General features: G+C 69.1%; 17 protein-coding genes. 6 read left to right on the forward strand and 11 right to left on the reverse strand.

Going from position 1 to position 21,402, the window contains the following annotated elements:
- Positions 1 to 175 precede the first annotated feature (175 nt).
- From DSX2_RS13690 to DSX2_RS13725, 8 genes are all read right to left on the reverse strand, one after another.
- Complete coding sequence (locus DSX2_RS13690; protein WP_020881574.1) at positions 176 to 997, reverse strand: sugar phosphate isomerase/epimerase; 822 nt, start codon at positions 995 to 997, stop codon at positions 176 to 178.
- Positions 998 to 1,008: 11 nt separating this feature from the next.
- Positions 1,009 to 2,775, reverse strand: coding sequence for a M14/M99 family metallopeptidase (locus tag DSX2_RS13695; RefSeq protein WP_152512962.1), 1,767 nt, complete (start codon positions 2,773 to 2,775; stop codon positions 1,009 to 1,011).
- A complete protein-coding gene (locus DSX2_RS13700) occupies positions 2,753 to 3,532 on the reverse strand; it encodes a hypothetical protein (RefSeq protein WP_020881576.1) in 780 nt (259 codons plus the stop codon). Before DSX2_RS13700 ends, DSX2_RS13695 begins: the two co-directional genes overlap by 23 nt.
- 31 nt (positions 3,533 to 3,563) lie before the next feature.
- Positions 3,564 to 4,835 (reverse strand): L,D-transpeptidase family protein, encoded by a 1,272-nt coding sequence (locus tag DSX2_RS13705; protein ID WP_020881577.1) that lies wholly within the window; start codon positions 4,833 to 4,835, stop codon positions 3,564 to 3,566.
- 51 nt (positions 4,836 to 4,886) lie between these two features.
- Positions 4,887 to 5,447: an orotate phosphoribosyltransferase gene (gene pyrE, locus DSX2_RS13710; protein WP_020881578.1), complete on the reverse strand. Its 561-nt coding sequence runs from the start codon at positions 5,445 to 5,447 to the stop codon at positions 4,887 to 4,889.
- Positions 5,444 to 6,757: an adenylosuccinate lyase gene (gene purB / locus DSX2_RS13715; RefSeq protein ID WP_020881579.1), complete on the reverse strand. Its 1,314-nt coding sequence runs from the start codon at positions 6,755 to 6,757 to the stop codon at positions 5,444 to 5,446. Before purB ends, pyrE begins: the two co-directional genes overlap by 4 nt.
- 456 nt (positions 6,758 to 7,213) lie before the next feature.
- Positions 7,214 to 7,570 (reverse strand): FmdB family zinc ribbon protein, encoded by a 357-nt coding sequence (locus tag DSX2_RS13720; RefSeq protein ID WP_020881580.1) that lies wholly within the window; start codon positions 7,568 to 7,570, stop codon positions 7,214 to 7,216.
- Between the two features lie 331 nt (positions 7,571 to 7,901).
- Positions 7,902 to 8,270, reverse strand: coding sequence for a hypothetical protein (locus DSX2_RS13725; protein WP_020881582.1), 369 nt, complete (start codon positions 8,268 to 8,270; stop codon positions 7,902 to 7,904).
- 37 nt (positions 8,271 to 8,307) lie between these two features.
- Here DSX2_RS13725 and DSX2_RS13730 point away from each other — a divergent pair, with 37 nt between their 5' ends.
- Positions 8,308 to 8,862, forward strand: coding sequence for an HD domain-containing protein (locus DSX2_RS13730; protein ID WP_020881583.1), 555 nt, complete (start codon positions 8,308 to 8,310; stop codon positions 8,860 to 8,862).
- Positions 8,863 to 8,869: 7 nt separating this feature from the next.
- Here the strand turns inward: DSX2_RS13730 and DSX2_RS13735 are convergent, their stop codons facing one another.
- A complete protein-coding gene (locus DSX2_RS13735) occupies positions 8,870 to 10,114 on the reverse strand; it encodes a class I SAM-dependent rRNA methyltransferase (RefSeq protein ID WP_152512966.1) in 1,245 nt (414 codons plus the stop codon).
- 150 nt (positions 10,115 to 10,264) lie between these two features.
- Between DSX2_RS13735 and ychF the strand changes: the two genes are divergently transcribed.
- Together ychF and DSX2_RS13745 are read left to right on the forward strand one after the other, a co-directional pair.
- Positions 10,265 to 11,365, forward strand: coding sequence for a redox-regulated ATPase YchF (gene ychF, locus DSX2_RS13740; protein ID WP_020881585.1), 1,101 nt, complete (start codon positions 10,265 to 10,267; stop codon positions 11,363 to 11,365).
- 28 nt (positions 11,366 to 11,393) lie between these two features.
- The gene (locus DSX2_RS13745) at positions 11,394 to 12,179 is read left to right on the forward strand and encodes an RNA methyltransferase (protein WP_020881586.1); all 786 of its coding nucleotides are present in this window, start codon (positions 11,394 to 11,396) and stop codon (positions 12,177 to 12,179) included.
- Between the two features lie 81 nt (positions 12,180 to 12,260).
- On the opposite strand, the gene DSX2_RS13750 is transcribed toward DSX2_RS13745, so the two are convergent.
- Both DSX2_RS13750 and DSX2_RS13755 read right to left on the reverse strand, forming a co-directional pair.
- Positions 12,261 to 12,575 carry a BON domain-containing protein gene (locus DSX2_RS13750; RefSeq protein WP_020881587.1) on the reverse strand — a complete coding sequence of 105 codons (315 nt, stop codon included), beginning with the start codon at positions 12,573 to 12,575 and terminating at the stop codon, positions 12,261 to 12,263.
- 254 nt (positions 12,576 to 12,829) lie between these two features.
- Positions 12,830 to 13,567, reverse strand: coding sequence for a response regulator (locus DSX2_RS13755; RefSeq protein ID WP_020881588.1), 738 nt, complete (start codon positions 13,565 to 13,567; stop codon positions 12,830 to 12,832).
- Between the two features lie 334 nt (positions 13,568 to 13,901).
- On the opposite strand from DSX2_RS13755, the gene DSX2_RS13760 reads away from it, so the two are divergent.
- Genes DSX2_RS13760 through DSX2_RS13770 form a run of 3 tightly spaced genes read left to right on the forward strand, consistent with a single transcriptional unit; the run spans position 13,902 to position 21,401 of the window.
- The gene (locus DSX2_RS13760; protein WP_172640028.1) at positions 13,902 to 15,029 is read left to right on the forward strand and encodes an MdtA/MuxA family multidrug efflux RND transporter periplasmic adaptor subunit; all 1,128 of its coding nucleotides are present in this window, start codon (positions 13,902 to 13,904) and stop codon (positions 15,027 to 15,029) included.
- A gap of 42 nt (positions 15,030 to 15,071) precedes the next feature.
- Positions 15,072 to 18,221, forward strand: a complete 3,150-nt coding sequence (locus DSX2_RS13765; RefSeq protein WP_020881590.1) for an MdtB/MuxB family multidrug efflux RND transporter permease subunit — start codon at positions 15,072 to 15,074, stop codon at positions 18,219 to 18,221.
- A complete protein-coding gene (locus tag DSX2_RS13770; protein ID WP_020881591.1) occupies positions 18,222 to 21,401 on the forward strand; it encodes an efflux RND transporter permease subunit in 3,180 nt (1,059 codons plus the stop codon).
- Position 21,402: the final 1 nt, after the last annotated feature.

Genomic DNA, 21,402 nt, shown 5'->3' on the forward strand with positions numbered 1-21,402 from the left:
GCAGAAGACGGCATCCGATATTAGCTCCCGGTCTCGGCATTCCTGCTGAACCGCTCTTCCGATCTGGTTTTCGGCTTGCTCACGCCGCCGCTGGCGGCGGAACCGTGCGTTCGCCCGGTTCACGTGTCGCGTACGACTCCTGCGCAGCATATCGACTTTTTTCTCGGACGCGACACTAGTCCACGCCGCGGATGAGCGAGGCCAGCCGCTCGGCATGCTGCCGCAGGAAGGCGAGGCTGTGGTCGAGGGCTTCGGCGGTGTGGGGCTCGAGGGTGGCTGTGGGGCGCTCGGGCAGCGCGGCCAGGAGGCCGAGGTACTGTTCCCAGGGGATGGCGCCCTGGCCGAGGCCGAGGTGCTCGTCGGCCGCGCCGGAGTTGTCGTGCAGGTGGAGGTGGCGGATGTGGGGGCCGAGCGCGGCGAACCAGCGGTCGAGGTCCCGGTTTGCGCTGCCGCGGCTGAAGCTGTGCCAGTGGCCCGCGTCGAAGCAGACGCCCACGTCGCGGCCCGCGGCGCGCAGGGCGGCGACCAGGGCGGCGAGGCGGTCGGGCGTCTTGTCGAAGGTGTTCTCGAGAAAGAGCGGCGGGTGGCCGGGCCAGGCGTCGCAGACCGCGTTCCAGGTGGCGAGGGCCGAGGCGCGCTGCTCGTCCTCCTGCTCCGGCAGGTTGGGCTCGGTGAGCCCGGGATGGCCGACCATGTGGCGCGGGCCGTAGATGCGGGCGACGTCGAGGGCGCCCAGGATGCGGCGGCGCGCGGCGTTTGCGGCCAGGGGATCGGTGCTGGCCGGGCGCAGGTCGTCGAAGGGCAGGTGCACGGCGGCGGCGAGGCCCGCGGCGCGCAGACGCTCGGCCACGCGTTCGTGCCAGTCGCGGCCGAGGCGGTCCACGGCGTAGGCGTCTATGCCGAGTTCGGGGCAGAGGCCGTGGGCGAGGAAGTGCTCGAGATATTCCGGGTGCCGCTCGGCGTAGCGCAGGGGCAGGTTGACGAAGCAGAGCCTCACGGGACGGCTCCCTACGACCCGGCTTTCGTGGCCAGGGAGGCCATGGCGGCCGGGGCCAGGGTCATGCGGCCCAGGGGCTTGAAGGTGGCGGCCTGAAGGATCTCCAGGCTCACGGAGGAGCCCATGCCCAGGGTGAAGCTCTCGCCGAAGGCCAGGGGCAGGCCGTCGACCAGGGCCACGAGCCTGTCCTGGCTTCCGTTGCTCCAGGCCTCGGACAGGGTCCAGGTGCCGGGCTGCAGGCGGCAGCCTGCACCCGGGCGGAAGGGCAGCATGGCGGTCTGGCCGTTCGGGCCGTCGAGCCTGATCCCGGCCACGCGGCGCGGGGCGAGGCTGACGTAGAAGGCGGCCGGGCGCGCGCCCGGGGTCTCGCGGCAGACCTGGATGCGGGGAAGGCCGTCCGGGCCGCGCTGCAGGTAGCGGGGCATGAAGAGGCCGGAGTCGAGCACCACGTCGGTGTCGGCGTCCTGGCCGGTGTTCTCGCCCACGCGGGTGACGATGCCCTTGATGTTGATGATCTCGGCGCGTCCGTTGCCCGCCTGAGGCCGCACGCCCGCGACGAGCATCTGGTCGCCTTCCACGGCCTGCATGGTCTGGCCGGAGGCGACCTCTTCCAGGCGGCCGTTGTGCCAGACCTCGAAGACGGGCGTCTGGCCCGTGTTTCCGGCGGCGGACCGGGCCGGCGTGTAGCGGACCTCGACGCTGCCGAGCTCGTTCCCGTCGGCGCGCATGTCCAGCCGCTTGACCTGGCTGAAGAGCGAGGCGTCGGTCTTGGTCAAGTCCAGGCTCAGGCGGCCGTCGGCGAAGAGCGCGGGGTTGGCGTGGAAGAACGGGTCGCCCGAGCCGCGCACGACCTCCACGCGCAGGGGCTCGCCCGCCACGGCCTCGATGGTCGCGCCGGGCTTGAAGGTCTGGCCGTTGATGCGGATCTCGGGCGGCCTGTCCGCGAAGTGCTCGAAGGAGACGCCCTTGAGCGGCGGCAGGTCGAGGCGGATGCCGAACTTCTCGAGGAACATGACCGCGGCGCGCAGCTGCTCGCGCACCTTCCAGTCCAGGGGCCGGATGTCCTTGCTGACCTCGATGGCCAGGGCCGGGATGCGGTGCTCCTTGAGCGCGTAGCAGGTCAGCGACTTGCGCATCTCCGGGCCGTAGGGCGAATTGGGGGCGAAGGTCTCGGTGTTGAAGAGGGCGAAGCGGTAGCTGGCGGGCCGGACGTGGGGGTTCAGCCGGGTGAGCACGCTCTCGACCATGTTCGAGAGGTGCAGGGTCTTCTGGTAGATGCCGGCGTCGATGATCACGCTCTGCCCCCAGCGCTTGGGGTTGCGCTCGGCGTTGATCCAGGTGGGGCTGTAGAAGCCGGAGCCCTCGTGCAGGTGGATGAAGGCGTCGCTGCGCGCCAGCAGCAGGCGGATGACGCGGGCGAGCGCGTCCTCGTAGTAGTCGTCGTAGGGCTGGTCGAAGCGACGGTTGAGGTCCACGTTCACGGCGCGGACGCGGCGGCTGATGGAGGGGATGTTGGCGCGGGGCACGACGATCAGGGTGCCGCGCCTCACGTGGGCCCGGGAGAGGGTCTCCGCGGTCAGGAAGCCGGAGACCTCGTCGCCCTGGATGCCGCCCTGGACCATGACCGTGGGGCCGGGCTGCAGGCCCTTGAGGATGTAGACGGCGAGTGGATACTGCGTCCCCTGGAAGAAGACGTAGGACTTTGCCTGGCTCGGGACCGCGGACAGCAGCGCGAGCACCAGGAGGAACGCGGCGCTAAGAAGACAGGATGCGGGCAAGCGGGTAGGTTTCACTGAAGATGGCCTTTCCCTCCTGCCCCTTGATGACGATGCGGACGGCGAAGACCTCGTTGCGCTCCATGCCCTTGGGCAGATCGAAGGACGCCTGGATGCGCTTGAAACGTTGGATGGAAAAAACGAGGTCCGAATCGGGCGCGGAGACGCCCTCCATGCGGCCGGAGTTGTTCAGCACGAAGATGTCCACGCGGCCGTTCAGCGTCTTGTCCGCCAGCAGGTTGTTCAGGTCCATGCGCAGCTGCATGCCGTTGCCGGAGAACCGGGCCTGGACGTTGTCCAGGCTCGCCTGGTGCATGTCGGTGTGGGAGAAGAGCTCCACGAGGTTCGGGGGAGGCGCCGCAGGCATGGCGACCTGGGGCTGGACGGCCTGCGAGGCCTGGGCGGCGGGCTGCCCCGCGTCCTTGGCCTTGGCGTCGCCGCCCTTGCCGTCGGGGGTCGTGCCGAGCAGGGACTGCATGTCCTCGGGGTCGTTGGACTTGAGGATCTTCTCCACGTTGGAGAGGCGTTCCAGGCGTATGTTGGCCTCGGCGAGCTGCTGGCGCAGCGTCCTGTTCTCCGAGGCGAGGCCCGCGTTGATGCGCCAGAAATGGATGCCGCCGTAGACGGCGAGGCAGGCCAGGAGGACGAGCAGGCCGACTCCCCAGACGAGCCCCTTCATCAGCCCGGGGCTGACGCGGAAGCGGCGGACGTGGGTGTCGTCCCGCATGAACAGGACATTGTACTTGGTGTCGTTGGTCATCTGCGATCTGGTTGCGGTCTTGCGCCCGGGTTTACGACGGCTCCTTCGCCGACCATGTCTCGCTGACGATGCGCCAGCCGATGGCCGAGGGCTGGACGACGAGGGTCTTGTAGCCGGAGTCCGAGTAGCCGGAGGCGCTCTGATAGTCCTGGCGGAAGACGACCTTGAGCCCGCCGCGGTCGAGGCTCACCTTGACCCCGGAGATGGCCACCTTCTTCGGCGCGTTCTTCTCCCAGAGCTCCTTCTTCTGGTCCATGATCGCGAGCAGGCCCTGGCGGCCGTCCTGCACGGCGGAGGGCACGTACCAGCGGGCGTAGCTCTTCAGGTCCGCGTGCTCCCAGGACCTGCGCCAGGCGTCGAGCATCTTGCCGACGTCCCTGGTGGACTGCTGCAGGTAGAGGGCCTCGTAGTCCTTCGCGGCCGGGGCGTACTCCACGCCCACGATGACCCAGCGGCCCTTGGAGTCCTTCTGCCAGTAGAGGCGCTTCTCGCCCTGGAAGGTGGTGGAATCCGTGCGGTAGTACTGGCCGAACCAGGTCACCCAGTAGTCCGGGCCGCGCAGGGCGTGCAGGTCGAAGCAGGCCACGTCGATCCAGGGCTTGGCCGCGAAGATGCGTTCCTTGTTGTCACGGAAGGCCTTGAAGGTGGGGGCGCCCGGCTCGGTGTAGTCCTTCTGGTCGTAGAAGGAGAAGAAGGCGTCGTCGCGGTTGGACCAGGCCTCGGCCCACTTGTGGACGCGGTCGACGAGCTCCTTGGCCTCGCGGGAGAACTCGCCCGGGGTGTCGCTGACGCGCACGTCCGTGGCGATGACCACGGGCGTTCCCGGCTCGAGGCTGGCCTCGAGGCGGTGCAGGTCCCCGATGTTCAGGGCCACGCAGCCCTGGGTCTCGCGCGGGTTGATGGGATGCCCGCGGCCGTGCACCCAGATGCCCCGCCCGGTCTTGCCCTTCAGGCGGTCGATGGGGTTCGGGTAGTCCAGGGTGAAGGCCAGGCCGCCGTAGACGTCGTAGTCGAGCCCCTTGGCGAGCTTGTGTTCGATGAAATAGACGCCTTCGGGCGTCTTGAGGTCACCCTCCTTGACCTTGTCCCCCATCTCCTGGCCGGTGGTGCAGGTGAGCTTGGTGAGCAGGGTCAGGGGCGAATGGTGCCCGAATGCGAGAAAGGTCTGGGTGTCCTTGGAGACGGCCACGAAGTAGGGAGGGACGTCGGGACTGTCCTCCAGGGTCAGGTCGAAGGCTCCCGCCGAGACCACGCCGAGGAGGAGGACCCCGATCACCGCCAGCGCCGCGCACGTTGTTCTCATGCACTCTCTCCTGCCCGCTCCCGCCCGGTGCCGCGGGCGGGCGGCGAAATCCTAGGCCCGGGCCAGGCGGACGAGCTCGGCCCTGGTGAAGATGGACTTGAGGTCGTAACCAGCCTTGGCCAGATTCTCCCTGCCCCCTTCCTCGCGGTCGAGGATGGCGCAGACCGCGACGATCTCGAGCCCGGCGTCGCGCACGCGCTCGCACGCCTTGATCAGCGTGCCGCCGGTGGTCACGACGTCCTCGAGCATGGCCACCTTCATGCCCGGCGTGAAGTTGCCGAGCCCCTCCAGGAAACGGCCGGTGCCGTGTCCCTTGGCCTCCTTGCGCACGATGAACCCGGGCAGGGGGCGCGAGGCCAGGTGGGAGAGGACCGTGACCGAGGAGACGAGCGGATCGGCGCCGAGCGTCATGCCGCCCACGCCCTGCACGTCGGTGTCCTTCAGCATCTCGAGGAACAGGGTGCCGATGCACCACGAGCCTTCGGGATGCAGCGCGGTCTGCTTGCAGTCGAAGTAGTAGTCGCTCTTCTTGCCGGAAGTGAGGGTGATCTCGCCCTCGATGTACGATTTCGCGTAGAGCAGGCGGGCCAGAGTGCCCTTGGTCGTGTTCATCGTCCCCCCGAGAAATGACCCTCGAAAACGCGTCCGAATATGGCGTCCTCGAAGCGCAGATAGTAGCCGGGATCAAAGAGTTCATCAAGGGCGGCGGCCCCCAGGCGTTTCGAGATGTCCGGGTCGGCGCGCACGGCATCGGGAAACTGTACGTGGTTCTCCCAGCAGTGCATGGCCACCTTCTGGACCATCACGTAGGCCTCCTGGCGCGGCAGTCCGCTCTCCACCAGGGCCAGCAGCACGCGCTGCGAGAAGTAGAGCCCCATGGAGGCCTTGAGGTTCTTCTCGATGTTCTCCGGGATGATGCGCAGCCCCTTCACCAGTCCGGCGAGGCGGTGCAGCACGTAGTCCATGAGGATGGTCGAGTCGGGCATGATGACCCGCTCCACCGAGGAGTGGCTGATGTCGCGCTCGTGCCACAGGGCCTGGTTCTCGAGCGAGGCCAGGGCGTTGGTGCGGATGAGGCGCGAGAGCCCGGTCATGTTCTCGGCGGAGATGGGATTCTTCTTGTGCGGCATGGCCGAGGAGCCCTTCTGCCCCTTGGCGAAGCCCTCCTCCACCTCGCGCACCTCGGTGCGCTGCAGGTGGCGAAGCTCGACGCACAACCGCTCCACGCCTCCGGCCATGCAGGCCAGGGCCGTGAAGTAGTGGGCGTGGCGGTCGCGCTGGATGATCTGGGTGGAGACCGGGTCCACGGAAAGGCCGAGGATCTCAAGGGCGATCTCCTCCATCTCGGGCGAGAGGAAGGCGTAGGTGCCCACGGCGCCGGAGATCTTGCCCACGCGGATTCCGGCCAGCGCCTGCGCGAAGCGCTCGCGGTGGCGCGCGAACTCGGCGTAGAAGCCGGCCATCTTCAGGCCGTAGGAGGTGGGCTCGGCGTGGATGCCGTGGGTGCGGCCCATGCACAGCCGCCCCCTGTTGGCGTAGGCGAAATCCTTGAGCACCGCGAGCAGCTTGTCCACGGCCGCGAGGATCATCTCGCCCGCGCGGGTGAGCAGCAGGCCGTTGGCCGTGTCCACGATGTCGGAGGAGGTGCAGCCGAGGTGGATGAAGCGGGCCGAGGGGCCGACCTTCTCCTCCACCGCCGTGAGGAAGGCGATGACGTCGTGGCGCGTGGTCTCCTCGATCTCGAGGATGCGCTCCACGTCGAAGTCGGCCTTGCCGCGGATATCGGCCATGGCCTCGGCCGGGATCACGCCCAGGCGGTGCCAGGCCTCGCACACGGCCAGCTCGACCTCGAGCCAGGCGCGGAACTTGTTTTCGAGGGTCCAGATCGCCCCCATGGCGGGGCGGGTGTAACGATCGATCATGCGATGCTCCTCAGGGGGGTCCGTGGCCGGGTCTTTCGGCCTGCGGGTGCGAAAACGCTAAATGATTTCGCGCCGAATTGAAAGGGGGGCTGTCGGCAAACAGGCGACCGGACTGCACAAGCGCTGTTTTGCGGCCCAGGTTTTCAAGGCGCGGGCGCCGTTTCGCCCCCGGCTCGCCTGCCGTGGCGCGGGTGGATTATTTTTTCGCCTTGCCGCTGCCTGTGAAAGAACCGGCGTCGTGAGGCTGCAACATGTGCGGCCGGGCAGGACGGTGCGCGGCGGAATGCACCGCACGCTTCACGGCCGCCCGCTTGCGTGCCGGACTGCGGCGGGAGGCGCCCTCTTCAATGTCCCGTGCCTGCAAGGGCGCATCCGGATACCTCTGCCGCAGCGGCTCCCGGAGCGCGGGCGAAAAAAAAGCGGCCCCACTGGGGCCGCTTGCACGACATGAACGGCTCAGGCTGCGCCTGTGCCCGCGGAGGCCGCTGGCGCGCTGCCCGCGGACGAAGAAGAGGAGGAGGACGCAGGCTCCTTGGCGGCCTTGGCGCCGTCGCCGTTTCCGCTGCCGGAAGCGCCGTCGGAGGCATTGCCCGAGGTCTCGCCCGACGAGCCGCCCGTCCCGGAGGACGAGGCCTTCTTGCCGCAGTAGTCGGTCACGTACCAGCCAGAGCCCTTGAGCACGAAGGCGGTGTTGGAGACTATGCGGTGCGCCGTGGCGCCGCACTCGCACGGCGACTCGACGTCGTCGAAGCTCTTGTTCCACTCCTCGAAGACCTTGCCGCAGGCAGGACATTCGTATTCGTAAATGGGCATTCCGTTGCTCCTCCGTCACACGAAAAGCGATGAAAAAAATGCGCCCGGCCGCCGGCTTCCCGATCCAGGAAGCCCGCGCCCGGCACGACGTGACAGATAATCAGGAGAACCGGCGAGTCAAGGACTGAAGCTTAGGCCTTTTTGGCCTGGGCCTTGGCCTCGCGGACGAGGGCCTTCTGCCGCTCCTTGCGGCGCTTGCGCTGGCGGTCCAGTTCCTTCTTGCGCTCGTGCTTCTTGTGCTTGGCCATGATTCCTCCAGGAAAATATGTGCGTCTTGTCCGTCCGCTCCGAAGGGCCCTTGCGGGACCGGGCGGCGGTGAAGAAGGGTCCCCTAGCGCATACCGCCCGCGACGTCAACAGAGATCAGGGCTTCGACCGCCTCTGCCGGACCCTCCACGCGGCGGATCGGGGGATGGCCCTCGGGGAAGGCCGCGGCGGCGCGCGCGGCGAGGCCGCCGCCCCGGGCGTCTCCGGGCCCGCCGTCGAGATCGAGGACGAGGGACACGGCGCATGCGCCCCCGCGCTCCCCGGCCAGGGCCAGCAGGCGCAGGGCCTCTGCCGTGCCCGCGGCCTCGGCGACCTCGGCGCCCGCCGCGCGCACTGCCTCGGCCACGGCCGAGCGGGCCTCGAAATCCCCGCCGCAGACCAGGACGCGCGCGGCCCCTGGAAAGCGCTGTTTACATCCTCGTGCGCCTGTCATACGAAACACCCTCCACAACGAAGCCAAGGAGTCCGCCATGCTCGACCGCGACGCTGCCCTGGCGCTCGTGCGCGCCAATATCCCCGACCTGAGCCTGTTCCAGCACTGCCTGGCCTCCGAGGCCGTCCTGCGCTCCCTGGCCGACCGCCTGGGCCAGGACGAGACGCTCTGGGCCCTGACGGGCCTGCTGCACGACCTCGACTACGCCACGACCAAGGACGATCCGGCGCGCCACGGCCTCGCGGCCGCGGACATGCTCGCGGCCGAGCTGCCCGGAGAGGCGCTGCAGGCCATCCGCGCCCACAACGCCGAGCACACGGGCGTGGCGCCCGAGAGCGCGCTCGACTTCGCGCTGCGCTGCGGCGAGACCGTGACCGGCCTGATCACGGCCGCGGCCCTGGTCCGGCCCACCAAGCTCGAGGGGCTCGCCGCCTCGAGCCTCAAGAAGAAGATGAAGGACAAGGCCTTCGCGCGCACCGTGAACCGCGAGACGATCAAGGAATGCGACCGCCTGGGGCTCGAGCTCGCGGACTTCCTGAACCTCGCCGTGGCCGCCATGCAGGGCGTGGCCCCGGACGTCGGCCTGGCCTAGTCCCGCCTTACCGCAGTATCCTGCAGACGAAGGACTTCAGGTAGTTCGTCTCGGGCATGGCCGGATTCACCGGGTGGTCCGGCCCCTGGTGCCCCTGCTCCAGGATCTGGGCGCTCGCCCGGTTCTGGCCCGCGGCGCGCAGCACCACCCGGCGCAGGGCCTCGGCCTCCAGGTGCTGCGAGCAGGAGCAGGTCATGAGCACGCCATCCTCGGACAGGAGCTTCATGGCCTCGCGGTTGGCCTTCACGTAGGCCTGCTCGCCCTTGGCCTGGTCCTTCCTGTGCTTGATGAAGGCGGGCGGGTCCAGGCAGATGACGTCGAAGGTCCGCCCCTCGGCCTGCAGCGCCTCCATGGCCGCGAAGACGTCCGCCTCCACGGTCCGCACCCTCCCGGCCACGCCGTTTCGCTCCGCGCTCTCCCTCGCCGCGTCCAGGGCGCGGGCCGAGCCGTCCACGCAGGTCACGGACGACGCGCCCGAGAGCGCGGCCAGCACACCGAAGGAGCCCACGTAGGAGAAGAGGTCCAGGACCGAGGCGCCCCCGGCGTAGGCCGCGAGGCGGGCGCGGTTCAGGCGCTGGTCGTAGAACCAGCCGGTCTTCTGCCCGCTGGCCAGGGGGGCCGTGTAGCGCGCCCCGTTCTCCTCCACCTCCACCTCGTCGGGCACGGTCCCGTAGGCGGTCTCCACATACTCGGGCAGCCCCTCGTAGGCCCGCGCCTGCGAGTCGTTCTTGAGCAGCACGGCGCGCGGCTTCACGAGCCCCATGAGGGTCTCGACCACCAAGTCCCTGGCCCGCTCCATGCCCGCGGTGCCGAGCTGGACCACGAGCACGTCGCCGTAGCGGTCGACCACGAGGCCGGGCAGGAAGTCGCCCTCGGCGTAGCACAGGCGGTAGAAGGGCGCGGAAAAGAGGCGCTCGCGCAGCGCCAGGGCCTGGCCCAGGCGGCGGCGCAAAAGGTCCTCGTCCAGGAATTCCGAGGGCCTGCGGCTGACCAAGCGGGCCGCGATGAGCGAGCCGGGATTGGCGTAGCCGTTGGCCACGAAGTCCCCCCGGCTGTCCTCGATGCGCACGGCCTCGCCGGGCGTGAGCCCCTTGAGCGGCGTGCGCCTGGTGTCCACCTCGTTGGAGAAGAGCCAGAGGTGGCCTATGCGCAGCCTGCGCTCCTCGCCTTTCTTGAGGATGAGGGTCTTGGCCCAACGGGGCGTTTCGTCGGGCGCGGCGGGGGGCGGGGTGGTGGAGTCGGTGTCTTGCATCATGCGGCCTCCCTAGCACCGCGCCCCGGATTGCACAATGAGGCCGCGCGATGCGGGGCAAAACCTCCCCCGTGCGCCGCTTTGACAGCCGGGACGCGAGCGTTTATTGATGCGCCGGGCCATTTCGGCCCGCAAAAAGGAGAACCCGCCATGTCCCTGAGCGTCGGCATCGTCGGCCTGCCCAACGTCGGCAAGTCCACCATATTCAACGCCTTGACCCGCGCCCAGAACGCCGAGTCCGCCAACTATCCCTTCTGCACCATCGAGCCCAACAAGGCCGTGGTGCCCGTGCCGGACGAGCGGCTCCTGAAGCTCTCCGAGCTCGTGAACCCGCAGAAGATCGTCCACGCCACCGTGGACTTCATCGACATCGCAGGCCTGGTCAAGGGCGCGAGCCAGGGCGAGGGCCTGGGCAACAAGTTCCTGGCCAACATCCGCGAGACCCAGGCCATCCTGCACGTGGTGCGCTGCTTCGAGAACGACGACGTGGTCCACGTCTCAGGCAAGGTCGATCCGCTGGGCGACATCGAGGTCATCGAGACCGAGCTCATCCTGGCCGACATGCAGACGCTTGAGAACCGCATCGACCGCCTGGAGAAGCAGGCCAAGGGCGACAAGACCCTGCGCCCCATGATCGAGGTCGGCAAGGTCCTGGCCGAGCACCTGGGGCGCGGCGAGCCCGCCGCCACCTTCCCCGGCCGTGACGAGGAGCGCGCCGAGGCGCTCCTGAAGGAGCTCCGCCTGATCACGGACAAGCGCGTCATCTACTGCGCCAACGTGGACGAGGCCGGGCTCTCCGAGGACAACGAGCACGCGGCCCGCGTGCGCGAGCTGGCAGCCGCGCGCGGCGCCGAGTTCGTCAAGGTCGCGGCCAAGGTCGAGGAGGAGCTGATCGGGCTCTCCGACGAGGAGGCACGCGAGTTCCTGGAATCCTACGGCGCGGTGGAGTCCGGCCTCGGCCAGATCATCCGCACCGGCTACCACGCCCTGGGCCTTATCTCGTTTTTCACCGCCGGGCCCAAGGAGGTCCGCGCCTGGACCGTGCGCGCGGGTTCCAAGGCCCCGCAGGCCGCGGGCGTCATCCACACGGACTTCGAGCGCGGCTTCATCCGGGCCGAGGTCATCGCCTACGACGACTACCTCGCGCAGCGCTCCGAGGCCGCCTGCCGCACCGCGGGCGTGCTGCGCACCGAGGGCAAGGAGTACGTGGTCAAGGACGGCGACGTGATGCACTTCCTGTTCAACGTCTAGCGCGCGAAACGGCAGGAATCCGCAGATCATGACGCGCCGCGACGACGCGATCGAGCTGGCCGGGCTGGCCGTGGTGCTCGTGGGCACCCGCTTTCCCGAGAACGTGGGCGCCGTGGCCCGGGCCTGCCTGAACATGGGCGCGGACGACATCCGCCTCGTGTCGCCCGAGATGTGGGACATCGAGAAGGCCGCGCCCATGGCCACGGTGCACGCGCGCCACCTGCTCGAGGCCGTGCGCCTCTTCCCGGACCTCCCCTCGGCCCTGGCCGACTGCCGCGAGGCCTACGCCACCACGGCGAGGCTCGGCGGCTGGCGCCGCGCGCCAGAGATGCCGGACGAGGCGGCCGAGTCCGTGGCCCGCTCCCTGGCCGCAGGCGACCGCGTGGCCCTGGTCTTCGGCCCGGAGGACAAGGGGCTGTCCAACGAGGACACCTCGCGCTGCACCCACCTCGTGACCGTGCCCACGGCGAGCCAGGGGCGCTCCCTGAACCTCGCGCAGGCCACGCTGCTGCTCCTCTGGGAGTGCCTGTGCGCGCGCCGGGCGCAGGCGAGGGAGGCGGACGAGGCGGCGGAGGCGGCCGCCCCGCGCACCATCTCCATGAAGGAGCGCGAACTGCTCGTCGAGCGCGTCAAGGAGGCCATGCTGGCCCTGGACGTGCTGCACGGCGACAACCCGGACTACTTCCTGCTGCCCATGCGCCGCCTGCTGGCCCGCGCCTCCGTCACCCGCCGCGAGTTCGACATGCTCATGGGCATCTGCCGCCAGATCGGCTGGCTGGCCGCCCGCGCCAAGGGCCAGGACGCCCCCTCCTGAACGGCGAAGGCCCGCGCCGTACGGCGCGGGCCCCCAAGCCGTTCATCTTCGTCCCGTGACAGGCAGCGTCCCGCGCTGCGTTCATCGCACCACGAGATTGTTGTGCACCTCGCGCACGCCGGCCACGCCCCTGGCGACCACTCCGGCGCGATCCACCATGGCCTCGTTGTCCACGAAGCCCGAGAGCTGCACGTCGCCCTTGTAGGTCTCCACGCCGATCTGCATGGACTTGAGCATGGGATCCTTCAGGATCGCGGCCTTGACCTTGGTCGTGATCGTGGAGTCGTCGATGTACTGGCCCGTGCTCTCGCTCGTCTTGGTGCTCGCGCAGCCGAAGGCGAGGGAAAGCAAGGCCAGGCAGACAATGAAGGTGATGATCTGACGCGTGCGGGGCATGGTCTCTTCTCCTTTTGCGCCCTGGCGCAACACTTTGAAAAAATAAAAAATAACTCGAGAATCCTTTTTCCGCTTGTAGTCGATATTAGCCGAGCTGTTCGCCGTGTCAACGAGGAACGAGGAAGAATTGCGGCCTCTTCGCGCGCGAAGACGGTCCGGCAGACGAAAGTCTGCCGGACATCGGCTGCGGGCCGAGCCGCTCCGGTCGATGGGGGAAGAAGGGGAAAAAACGGACCAGGCGGGACCGGAGGGGATCAGCCCTCCTCGCGCTCCACGCCGCAGGCCAGGTAGTAGCCGTCGCCGCGCACGGTCTTGATGATCTGCGGCTCGCGGCCGTTGTCGCGCAGCTTGGTGCGCAGGCGGCTGACCAGGACGTCGATGGAACGGTCGAAGGCGTCGGCCGCCTTGCCCTGGGTCAGGTCCAGGAGCTGGTCGCGATTCATGACCCGGTTGGGGAATTGCAGGAAGACGCGCAGCAGGCGGTATTCCGCGCCGCTCAGGTTGACCACCACGCCCTGCGGGGAGAGCAGGTGGCGGGCCACGGTGTCCAGCGTCCAGTCCGCGAAGCGGATGCTGCGGCCGAGCGATTCGGGCTCGGCCTGGGCCAGGTTCTCGGGCAGGGCCCGCACGCGGCGCAGCACGGTGCGCACCCGGGCGAGGAGTTCGCGCGGGTTGAAGGGCTTGCAGAGGTAGTCGTCCGCGCCGAGCTCGAGCCCGATGATGCGGTCCGTGTCCTCGCCGAGCGCCGTGAGCATGATCACAGGCACGTCCGAGCGCGCCCGAAGCCGCCTGCACAGGGAGAGCCCGTCCTCGCCCGGCAGCATGAGGTCGAGCACGATGAGGTCGAAGCGCCCGTTGTCCAGGGCCTTGAACATCTCCGTGCCGTCCGGGGCGGCGGCGGCCCTCACCCCGTGGCGTTCGAAATAGTCCACGAGCAGGCGGCGGATCTCGGGATCGTCGTCGACGACGAGGATATTTTCCTGGTTGGTCATGGACAGCCTTCTATCCCGCATTGTCCGGAGAACGGGACGGAATGTTTGTAACAAAACTTTTCCCGCTCCGGCCTGGAAACACAGTAGCACACTTCCAGCCACGGCGAAACGTTGGGGAAACATTCAAACATACTGCGTCCATGCGGCGGGGATAGGCCATTTCCCCGAGAGGGGGATGCCGTCCGCGGCCAGGAGCCATTCCTGCCGCGGGCGGCCCTTCCGGCAATAACACCGCGCCGAAGGCCCGGTGCCCACATCGAAAGAGCCATCCATGCCGCACAAACAGAACACGACACCCGCTTCATGCATTTCCCGCGCCGCAGCACGCCCGGCCGTGCGCCGCGTCCTCCTGGCCCTGCTCGCCGTCGCCGTCCTGGCGGGCGGCCGGCTGCTCTACGACCAGTCCGCGGCAAGGAGCGACACCGGTCCCGGCCGTCCCGCCATGGCCGTGGTCGTGCGCGCCAAAGCCGCCCGCACGGGCGACATGGACGTCTACGTCACCGGGCTCGGCACGGTCACGGCCGCCAACAGCGTGACGGTGCAAAGCCGCGTGGACGGGCAGCTCATGGCACTCCACTTCACCGAGGGCCGGCACGTGCGCGCGGGCGACCTCCTGGCCGAGATCGACCCGCGTCCCTACAAGGCCGCGCTGGCCGAGGCCGAGGGCACGCTCGCCAAGGACGAGGCCCAGCTCAAGGCGGCGCAGAAGGACCTGGCCCGCTACCGGGTGCTGCTCACGCAGGACTCCATCTCACCGCAGCAGGTGGACACCACCCAGGGCACGGTCCGGCAGTACGAGGGCGCGGTCAAGGCCGACCGGGCCTCGGTCGAGTCCGCCAAGGTGAACCTGGCCTACTGCCGCATCACCGCGCCCTGCTCCGGCCGCCTGGGCCTGCGCCAGGTGGATCCCGGCAACATCGTCAGCGCGAACAGCACGGACATCGTGGTCATCACCCAGGTGCAGCCCATCGACGTGGTCTTCACCATTCCGGAGACCAGGCTGCCCGAGGTGCTGACGGCCTTGCGCCAGGGCAAGGCCGAGGGCCAGCCCCTGGCCGTGGAAGCCTGGAACCGCGAGAACACGCAGAAGGTCGCGGACGGCGTTCTGCTGACCCTGGACAACAGGATCGACACAAGCACGGGCACGGTCAAGCTCAAGGCCCGCTTCGCCAACGCCGACGAGATGCTCTTCCCCAACCAGTTCGTCAACGCGCGGCTTCGCGTCAGGACCCTCTCCGGGGCCGTCCTGATCCCGGACGCCGCCGTGCAGCAGGGAAGCTCCGGCCCCTTCGTCTACGTGGTGGGCAAGGACGGCAAGGCCAGGCTCACGAAGATCACCGAAGGGCCGTCCGGAAACGGTCTCGTGGCCGTCTCGGACGGCGTCTCGCCAGGGGACGAGCTGGTCGTGGACGGGGTGGACAACCTGCGCGACAAAACCCCGGTGGACGTCGCCGCCGACTAGCCTCCCGGGCGCGGCCAGGCCGCGTCCGGCGCACAGCACGCCATGAACCCATCGCGCATCTTCATAGAACGGCCCGTGGCCACCTCGCTGCTCATGCTCGCCCTGCTGCTCGCGGGCATGCTCGCCTACCGCATGCTGCCCATCTCGGCCCTGCCCGAGATCGACTACCCGACCATCCAGGTGGTGACCTCCTATCCCGGGGCCAGCCCCGAGGTCACGGCCGCGGCCATCACCGCGCCCCTGGAGAGCGAGTTCGGCGAGATGTCCGGGCTCAAGCGCATGTCCTCCTCGAGCGGCGCGGGCATCTCGGTCATCACCCTGCAGTTCGACCTCTCCGTGGCGCTCGACGTGGCCGAGCAGGAGGTCCAGGCGGCCATCAACGCCGCGGACAGCCTGCTGCCCGACGACCTGCCGAACCCGCCCGTGTACAGCAAGGTCAACCCGGCCGACCCGCCCATCCTGACCCTGGCCGTCTCCTCCCCGAGCATGCCCCTGCCCCGGGTGGAGGACCTCGTGGACACGCGGCTGGCGCAGAAGATCTCCCAGCTCTCGGGCGTGGGGCTCGTGAGCCTTTCCGGCGGGCAGCGTCCGGCCGTGCGCGTGCGCGTGAACCCCACCGCCCTGGCCGCGCGGGGGCTCTCCATGGAGGCCGTGCGCACGGCGCTCGACGCGGCCAACGTGAACACGTCCAAGGGCAGCTTCGACGGGCCGGAGCGCGCCTCGACCATCGACGCCAACGACCAGATCACCTCGGCCGAGGGATACGCGCGCGTCATCATCGGCTACGAGAACGGCGCGGCCATCCGGCTGGGCGACGTGGCCGACGTCGTGGAGGGCGCGGAGAATTCCCGCCTCGCCGCCTGGGCCGACGCCTCGCCCGCCATCGTGGTCAACGTGCAGCGCCAGCCAGGGGCCAACGTCATCGCCGTGGCCGACCGCATCAAGGAGCTCCTGCCCGAGCTGCGCGCCTCGCTTCCGGCCTCGGTGGACGTCAGGGTCATGACCGACCGCACGAACACCATCCGCGCCTCGGTACAGGACGTGGAGTTCGAGCTCGTCCTGGCCGTGGCCCTGGTGGTCATGGTCATCTTCCTCTTCCTGCGCAGCGTCCCGGCCACGATCATCCCGGGCATCGCCGTGCCGCTCTCCCTGGTGGGCACCTTCGGGGTCATGTACCTGGCGGGCTTTTCGCTGAACAACCTGACCCTCATGGCCCTGACCATCGCCACGGGCTTCGTGGTCGACGACGCCATCGTGGTCATCGAGAACATCTCCCGCCACATAGAGATGGGCGAGACGCCCATGCGGGCGGCCCTCAAGGGCGCGCAGCAGATCGGCTTCACCATCATCTCGCTGACCTTCTCCCTGGTGGCCGTGCTCATCCCCCTGCTCTTCATGGGCGAGATCGTGGGCAGGCTCTTCAGGGAGTTCGCCATCACCCTCGCGGTCTCCATCCTGCTCTCGGCCGTGGTCTCCCTGACGCTGACCCCCATGATGTGCGCCCGGCTGCTGCGCCCGGCGCGGGCCAAGGCGGCGGCCGAGGCAAAGAAGAAGCCGAGCACGGAGGGCCTCTTCGAGCGCATCGTGGCCTGGTACGGCCGCGCGCTCGACCGGGTGCTGGCCCACCAGGGGCTGACCCTGCTCGTGGCCACGGGCACCCTGGCGGCCACGGTGGCGCTCTACGCGTTCATCCCCAAGGGGTTCTTCCCAGTGCAGGACACCGGCGTCATCCAGGGCATCTCAGAGGCCGCGCAGGCCGTCTCGTTTCCGGCCATGGCCGAGCGGCAGCAGGCCCTGGCCAAGGTCATCCTCGAGGATCCGGCCGTGGAGAGCCTGACCTCGTTCATCGGCGTGGATTCCACCAACACCGCGGCCAACAGCGGGCGCATACAGATAAACCTGAAGCCCCTGGGCGAGCGCAAGGCGAAAGCCTCGCAGGTCATCGCGCGGCTTGCGCCCCGCCTGGCCCGGGTGCCCGGCATCCGGCTCTACATGCAGCCCGTGCAGGACCTGACCATCGAGGACCGCGTGAGCCGCACGCAGTACCAGTTCGTGCTCGAGGCCCCGACGCAGAAGGAGCTCTCCGAGTGGACGCCGCGCCTGGTGGAGCGCCTCTCCCACCTGCCCGAGCTCTCGGACGTGGCCTCGGACCTGCAGGACAGGGGCAGGCAGGCCTACGTGGTCATCGACCGCGACGCGGCAGCCCGCCTCGGCGTGAGCGTCTCGGACATCGACGCCGCGCTCTACGACTCCTTTGCCCAGCGCCTGGTCTCGACCATCTTCACCCAGTCCAACCAGTACCGCGTGGTGCTCACGGTCAAGCCGCAGTTCGCGACCGGCCCGGCCTCCCTGGACGACATCTACGTGCCCACGTCGAGCGGCGGCCAGGCCCCGCTGGCCAGCATGGCGCGCATCGAGGTGCGGCCCACGCAGCTGGTCATCAACCGCCAGGGGCAGTTCCCCGCGGCCACGGTCTCCTTCAACCTCGGCTCCGGGGCCTCGCTGGGCCAGGCGGTCACGGCCGTGCGCGCGGCCGAGCACGACCTCGGCATGCCCGTCTCCATCCAGACCTCCTTCCTCGGGGCCACGGCCGCCTTCCAGAGCTCGCTCGCAAGCCAGATATGGCTGATCCTGGCCGCGGTGGTGACCATGTACATCGTGCTCGGCGTTCTCTACGAGAGCTACGTCCACCCGGTGACCATCCTCTCCACCCTGCCCTCGGCCGGAGCAGGCGCGCTGCTCGCCCTGCTCGTCTCCGGCGACTCGCTCGGCATCGTGGGCATCATCGGCATCATCCTGCTCATCGGCATCGTGAAGAAGAACGCGATCATGATGATCGACTTCGCCCTGGAGGCCGAGCGCACCGAGGGCAAGACGCCGATCGACGCCATCCGCCAGGCCTGCCTGCTCAGGCTCCGGCCCATCCTCATGACCACCATGGCCGCCCTTCTCTCGGCCCTGCCGCTCATGCTCGGCACGGGCATGGGCTCCGAGCTCAGGAACCCCCTCGGCGTGTCCATGGTCGGCGGGCTCATCGTCAGTCAGGCCCTGACCCTGTTCACCACCCCGGTCATCTACCTGGCCTTCGACCGCGCGGCCCGCCGCGCGGCCGCCTGGCGGAGACGCCTGTTCGGGAATCCGGCCGGGGACGTTGCCGAAGACGCCGGGGACGGGAGCGGAGGAGCGGCCTAGATGTCCGGCATCTCGTCGGTCTTCATCCGGCGGCCGGTGGCCACCACCCTCCTGACCCTGGGCGTGGTCCTGCTCGGCCTCGCGGCCATGCGCATGCTCCCGGTCTCCTCCCTGCCCCAGGTGGACTTTCCCACCATCCTGATCTCGGCCTCGCTGCCCGGGGCCAGCCCGGAGACCATGGCCGCCACCGTGGCCACGCCGCTCGAGCGGGCGCTCGGCCGCATCGCGGGCATCTCCGAGATGACCTCGCAGAGCACGCTCGGCTCCACGAGCATCACCCTGCAGTTCGACCTGGACCGCGACATCGACGGCGCTGCGCGCGACGTGCAGGCGGCGCTGAACGCGGCGCGCAGCCTCCTGCCCACTGGGCTTCCGAGCAATCCGACCTATCGCAAGATGAACCCCTCCGAGGCGCCGGTGCTGATCCTCTCGCTGACCTCGGACTCCCTGCCCACGGGCAAGGTCTACGACGCCGCCTCCACCGTCCTGGCGCAGCGCCTCGCCCAGGTGCTGGGCGTGGGACAGGTGAAGGTGGGCGGCGGCTCGCTGCCCGCCGTGCGCGTGGATCTCAATCCCGACGCCCTGCACCACGCCGGGATCGGCCTCGAGGCGGTGCGCACGGCCATCGTCAACACCAATGTCCTGAAACCCAAGGGGGAACTGCAGGACCAGGACGCGCGCTGGCAGGTGGAGGCAAACGACCAGGCCACGCGCGCGGCCGACTATCTGCCCCTCGTCGTCTCCTATTCCGACGGCGGCGCGGTTCGCCTGCGCGACGTGGCCACGGTCACGGACTCGGTCGAGAATTCCCGCATCGTGGGCCTGTCCAACGGCAAGCCGGGCATCGTCCTGCTCGTCTTCCGACAGTCCGGGGCCAACGTCGTGGCCACGGTGGACCGCATCAAGGCCATGCTGCCCACGCTCAAGGCCTCCCTGCCCGCGGGCATAGACGTCAACGTGATGATGGACCGCACCACGACCATCCGCGCCTCGCTCAGGGAAGTGGGCCGCACCATGCTCGCCTCCATCGCCCTGGTCATCCTGGTCGTCTTCCTCTTCCTGCGCAACGGCCGGGCCACGCTGATCCCGAGCGTGGCCGTGCCGGTCTCGCTCGTGGGCACCTTCGCGGTCATGTACCTGTGCGGCTACAGCATCGACAACCTCTCGCTCATGGCCATGACCATCGCCACGGGCTTCGTGGTGGACGACGCCGTGGTCGTGCTCGAGAACATCGCGCGGCACGTGGAGAGCGGGACCACTCCCTTGCGCGCGGCCCTGATCGGGGCGCGCGAGGTGAGCTTCACGGTCGTCTCCATGAGCCTCTCCCTGGTCGCGGTCTTCATCCCCATCCTGTTCATGGGCGGCATCATCGGGCGGCTCTTCCGCGAGTTCGCCGTCACCCTGTCCGCGGCCATCCTGGTCTCCCTGGTCGTCTCCCTGACCACCACGCCCATGATGTGCGCCCATCTCCTGCCGCGCGAGACCGACGACCGCGAGGAGGCCGAGCTCGAGGCCGAAGGCCGCCGCCCCGGGGCCTTCTTCCGCCTGTCGGCCTGGGCGGCCGGGCTCGGCGGCCGCTTCTACGACGCGCTCATCTCCTTCTACGCGCGCAGCCTCGCCGCGGTGCTCAGGCACGAGCGCCTGGCCCTCCTCTTCCTCGGCCTCACCGTGGCCGCCAACATCTATCTCTATGTGGTGGTGCCCAAGGGCTTCTTCCCGCAGCAGGACACCGGCCAGATGATGGGCGCGCTCCTGGCCGACCAGGACATCTCCTTCACGGCCATGCGCAAGAAGCTCACGCGGTTCGTGGACGTCGTCATGCACGATCCGGCGGTCAAGAGCGTGGACGCCTTCACCGGCGGCGGCCGCGACAGCACCAACACCGCGACCGTCATCGTGGGCCTGAAGCCCCTTTCCGAGGGACGCGCCGGGGTCGACCAGGTCATGGCCAGGCTGCGCGCCGAGCTCGCCCGCGAATCCGGAGCGCGGCTGTACCTCATGGCCGCCCAGGACATCCATATCGGCGGCCGTAGCAGCCGCACCCAGTTCCAGTACACCCTGGTCGGCGACGACCTGACCACCCTGCGCCTGTGGGGCGACCGCCTCCTGGCCGCCCTGCGCGCCCTGCCCCAGCTCGCGGACGTGAACTCCGACCAGCAGGACAGGGGGCTGCAGACGAGCCTCTTCGTGGACCACGACGGCGCGAGCCGCCTCGGCCTCACGCAGAAGGGCATCAACGCCGCCCTGAACGACGCCTTCGGCCAGCGCCAGGTGACCACGATCTTCAACCCCGCGAACCAGTACAAGGTCGTCCTGGAGTACGCCCCGGCCTACACGCAGGGGCCGGAAGACCTCTCGCACGTCCGCGTCGCCGCGAGCGACGGCAGCCTCGTGCCGCTGGCCTCGGTGGCCTCGGTGCGGCCCACGCTCTCGCCGCTTGCGGTCAACCACCAGGGGCACTTCGCCGCGACGACCATCTCCTTCAACCTCGCGCAGGGGGCGACGCTCTCCTCGGCCACGGCCGCTGTGAACGACGCCGTGCGCCGCCTCGCCATGCCCACCTCAGTGCACGGCAGCTTCGCGGGCTCGGCCGAGGCCTTCAAGGCGTCGCTCAGAAGCGAGCCGCTGCTCGTCCTGGCCGCGCTCGTCGCGCTCTACATCGTGCTCGGCGTGCTCTACGAGAGCCTCATCCACCCCCTGACCATCCTCTCCACCCTGCCCTCGGCGGGCCTGGGGGCGCTGCTCGCGCTCATGGCCTGCGACACGGAGTTCAGCGTCATCGCGCTCATCGGCGTGCTGCTGCTCGCGGGCATCGTGAAGAAGAACGCGATCATGATGATCGACTTCGCCATCGACGCCGAGCGCCGCCAGAACATGCGCCCGCGCGAGGCCATCTTCAACGCCTGCCTGCTGCGCTTCCGCCCGATCATGATGACCACCCTGGCCGCCCTGCTCGGCGCGGTGCCCCTGGCCATGGCCCGGGGCGACGGCTCCGAGCTCCTGCGCCCGCTCGGCATCTCCATCGTGGGCGGGCTCGCGGTCAGCCAGGTCCTGACGCTCTACACCACCCCGGTCGTCTACCTCCATCTCGACAGGTTCCGGCTGCGCTGCCGCGCGCTCCGGCAACGCCTGTGGCCGTTTTGCGCGCCCCGGACCGGGGAATCCAAGGAGTCCGCCTGAT

It is taken from the genome of Desulfovibrio sp. X2 (genome assembly GCF_000422205.1).
Classification (GTDB): Bacteria; Desulfobacterota; Desulfovibrionia; order Desulfovibrionales; family Desulfovibrionaceae; genus Alkalidesulfovibrio.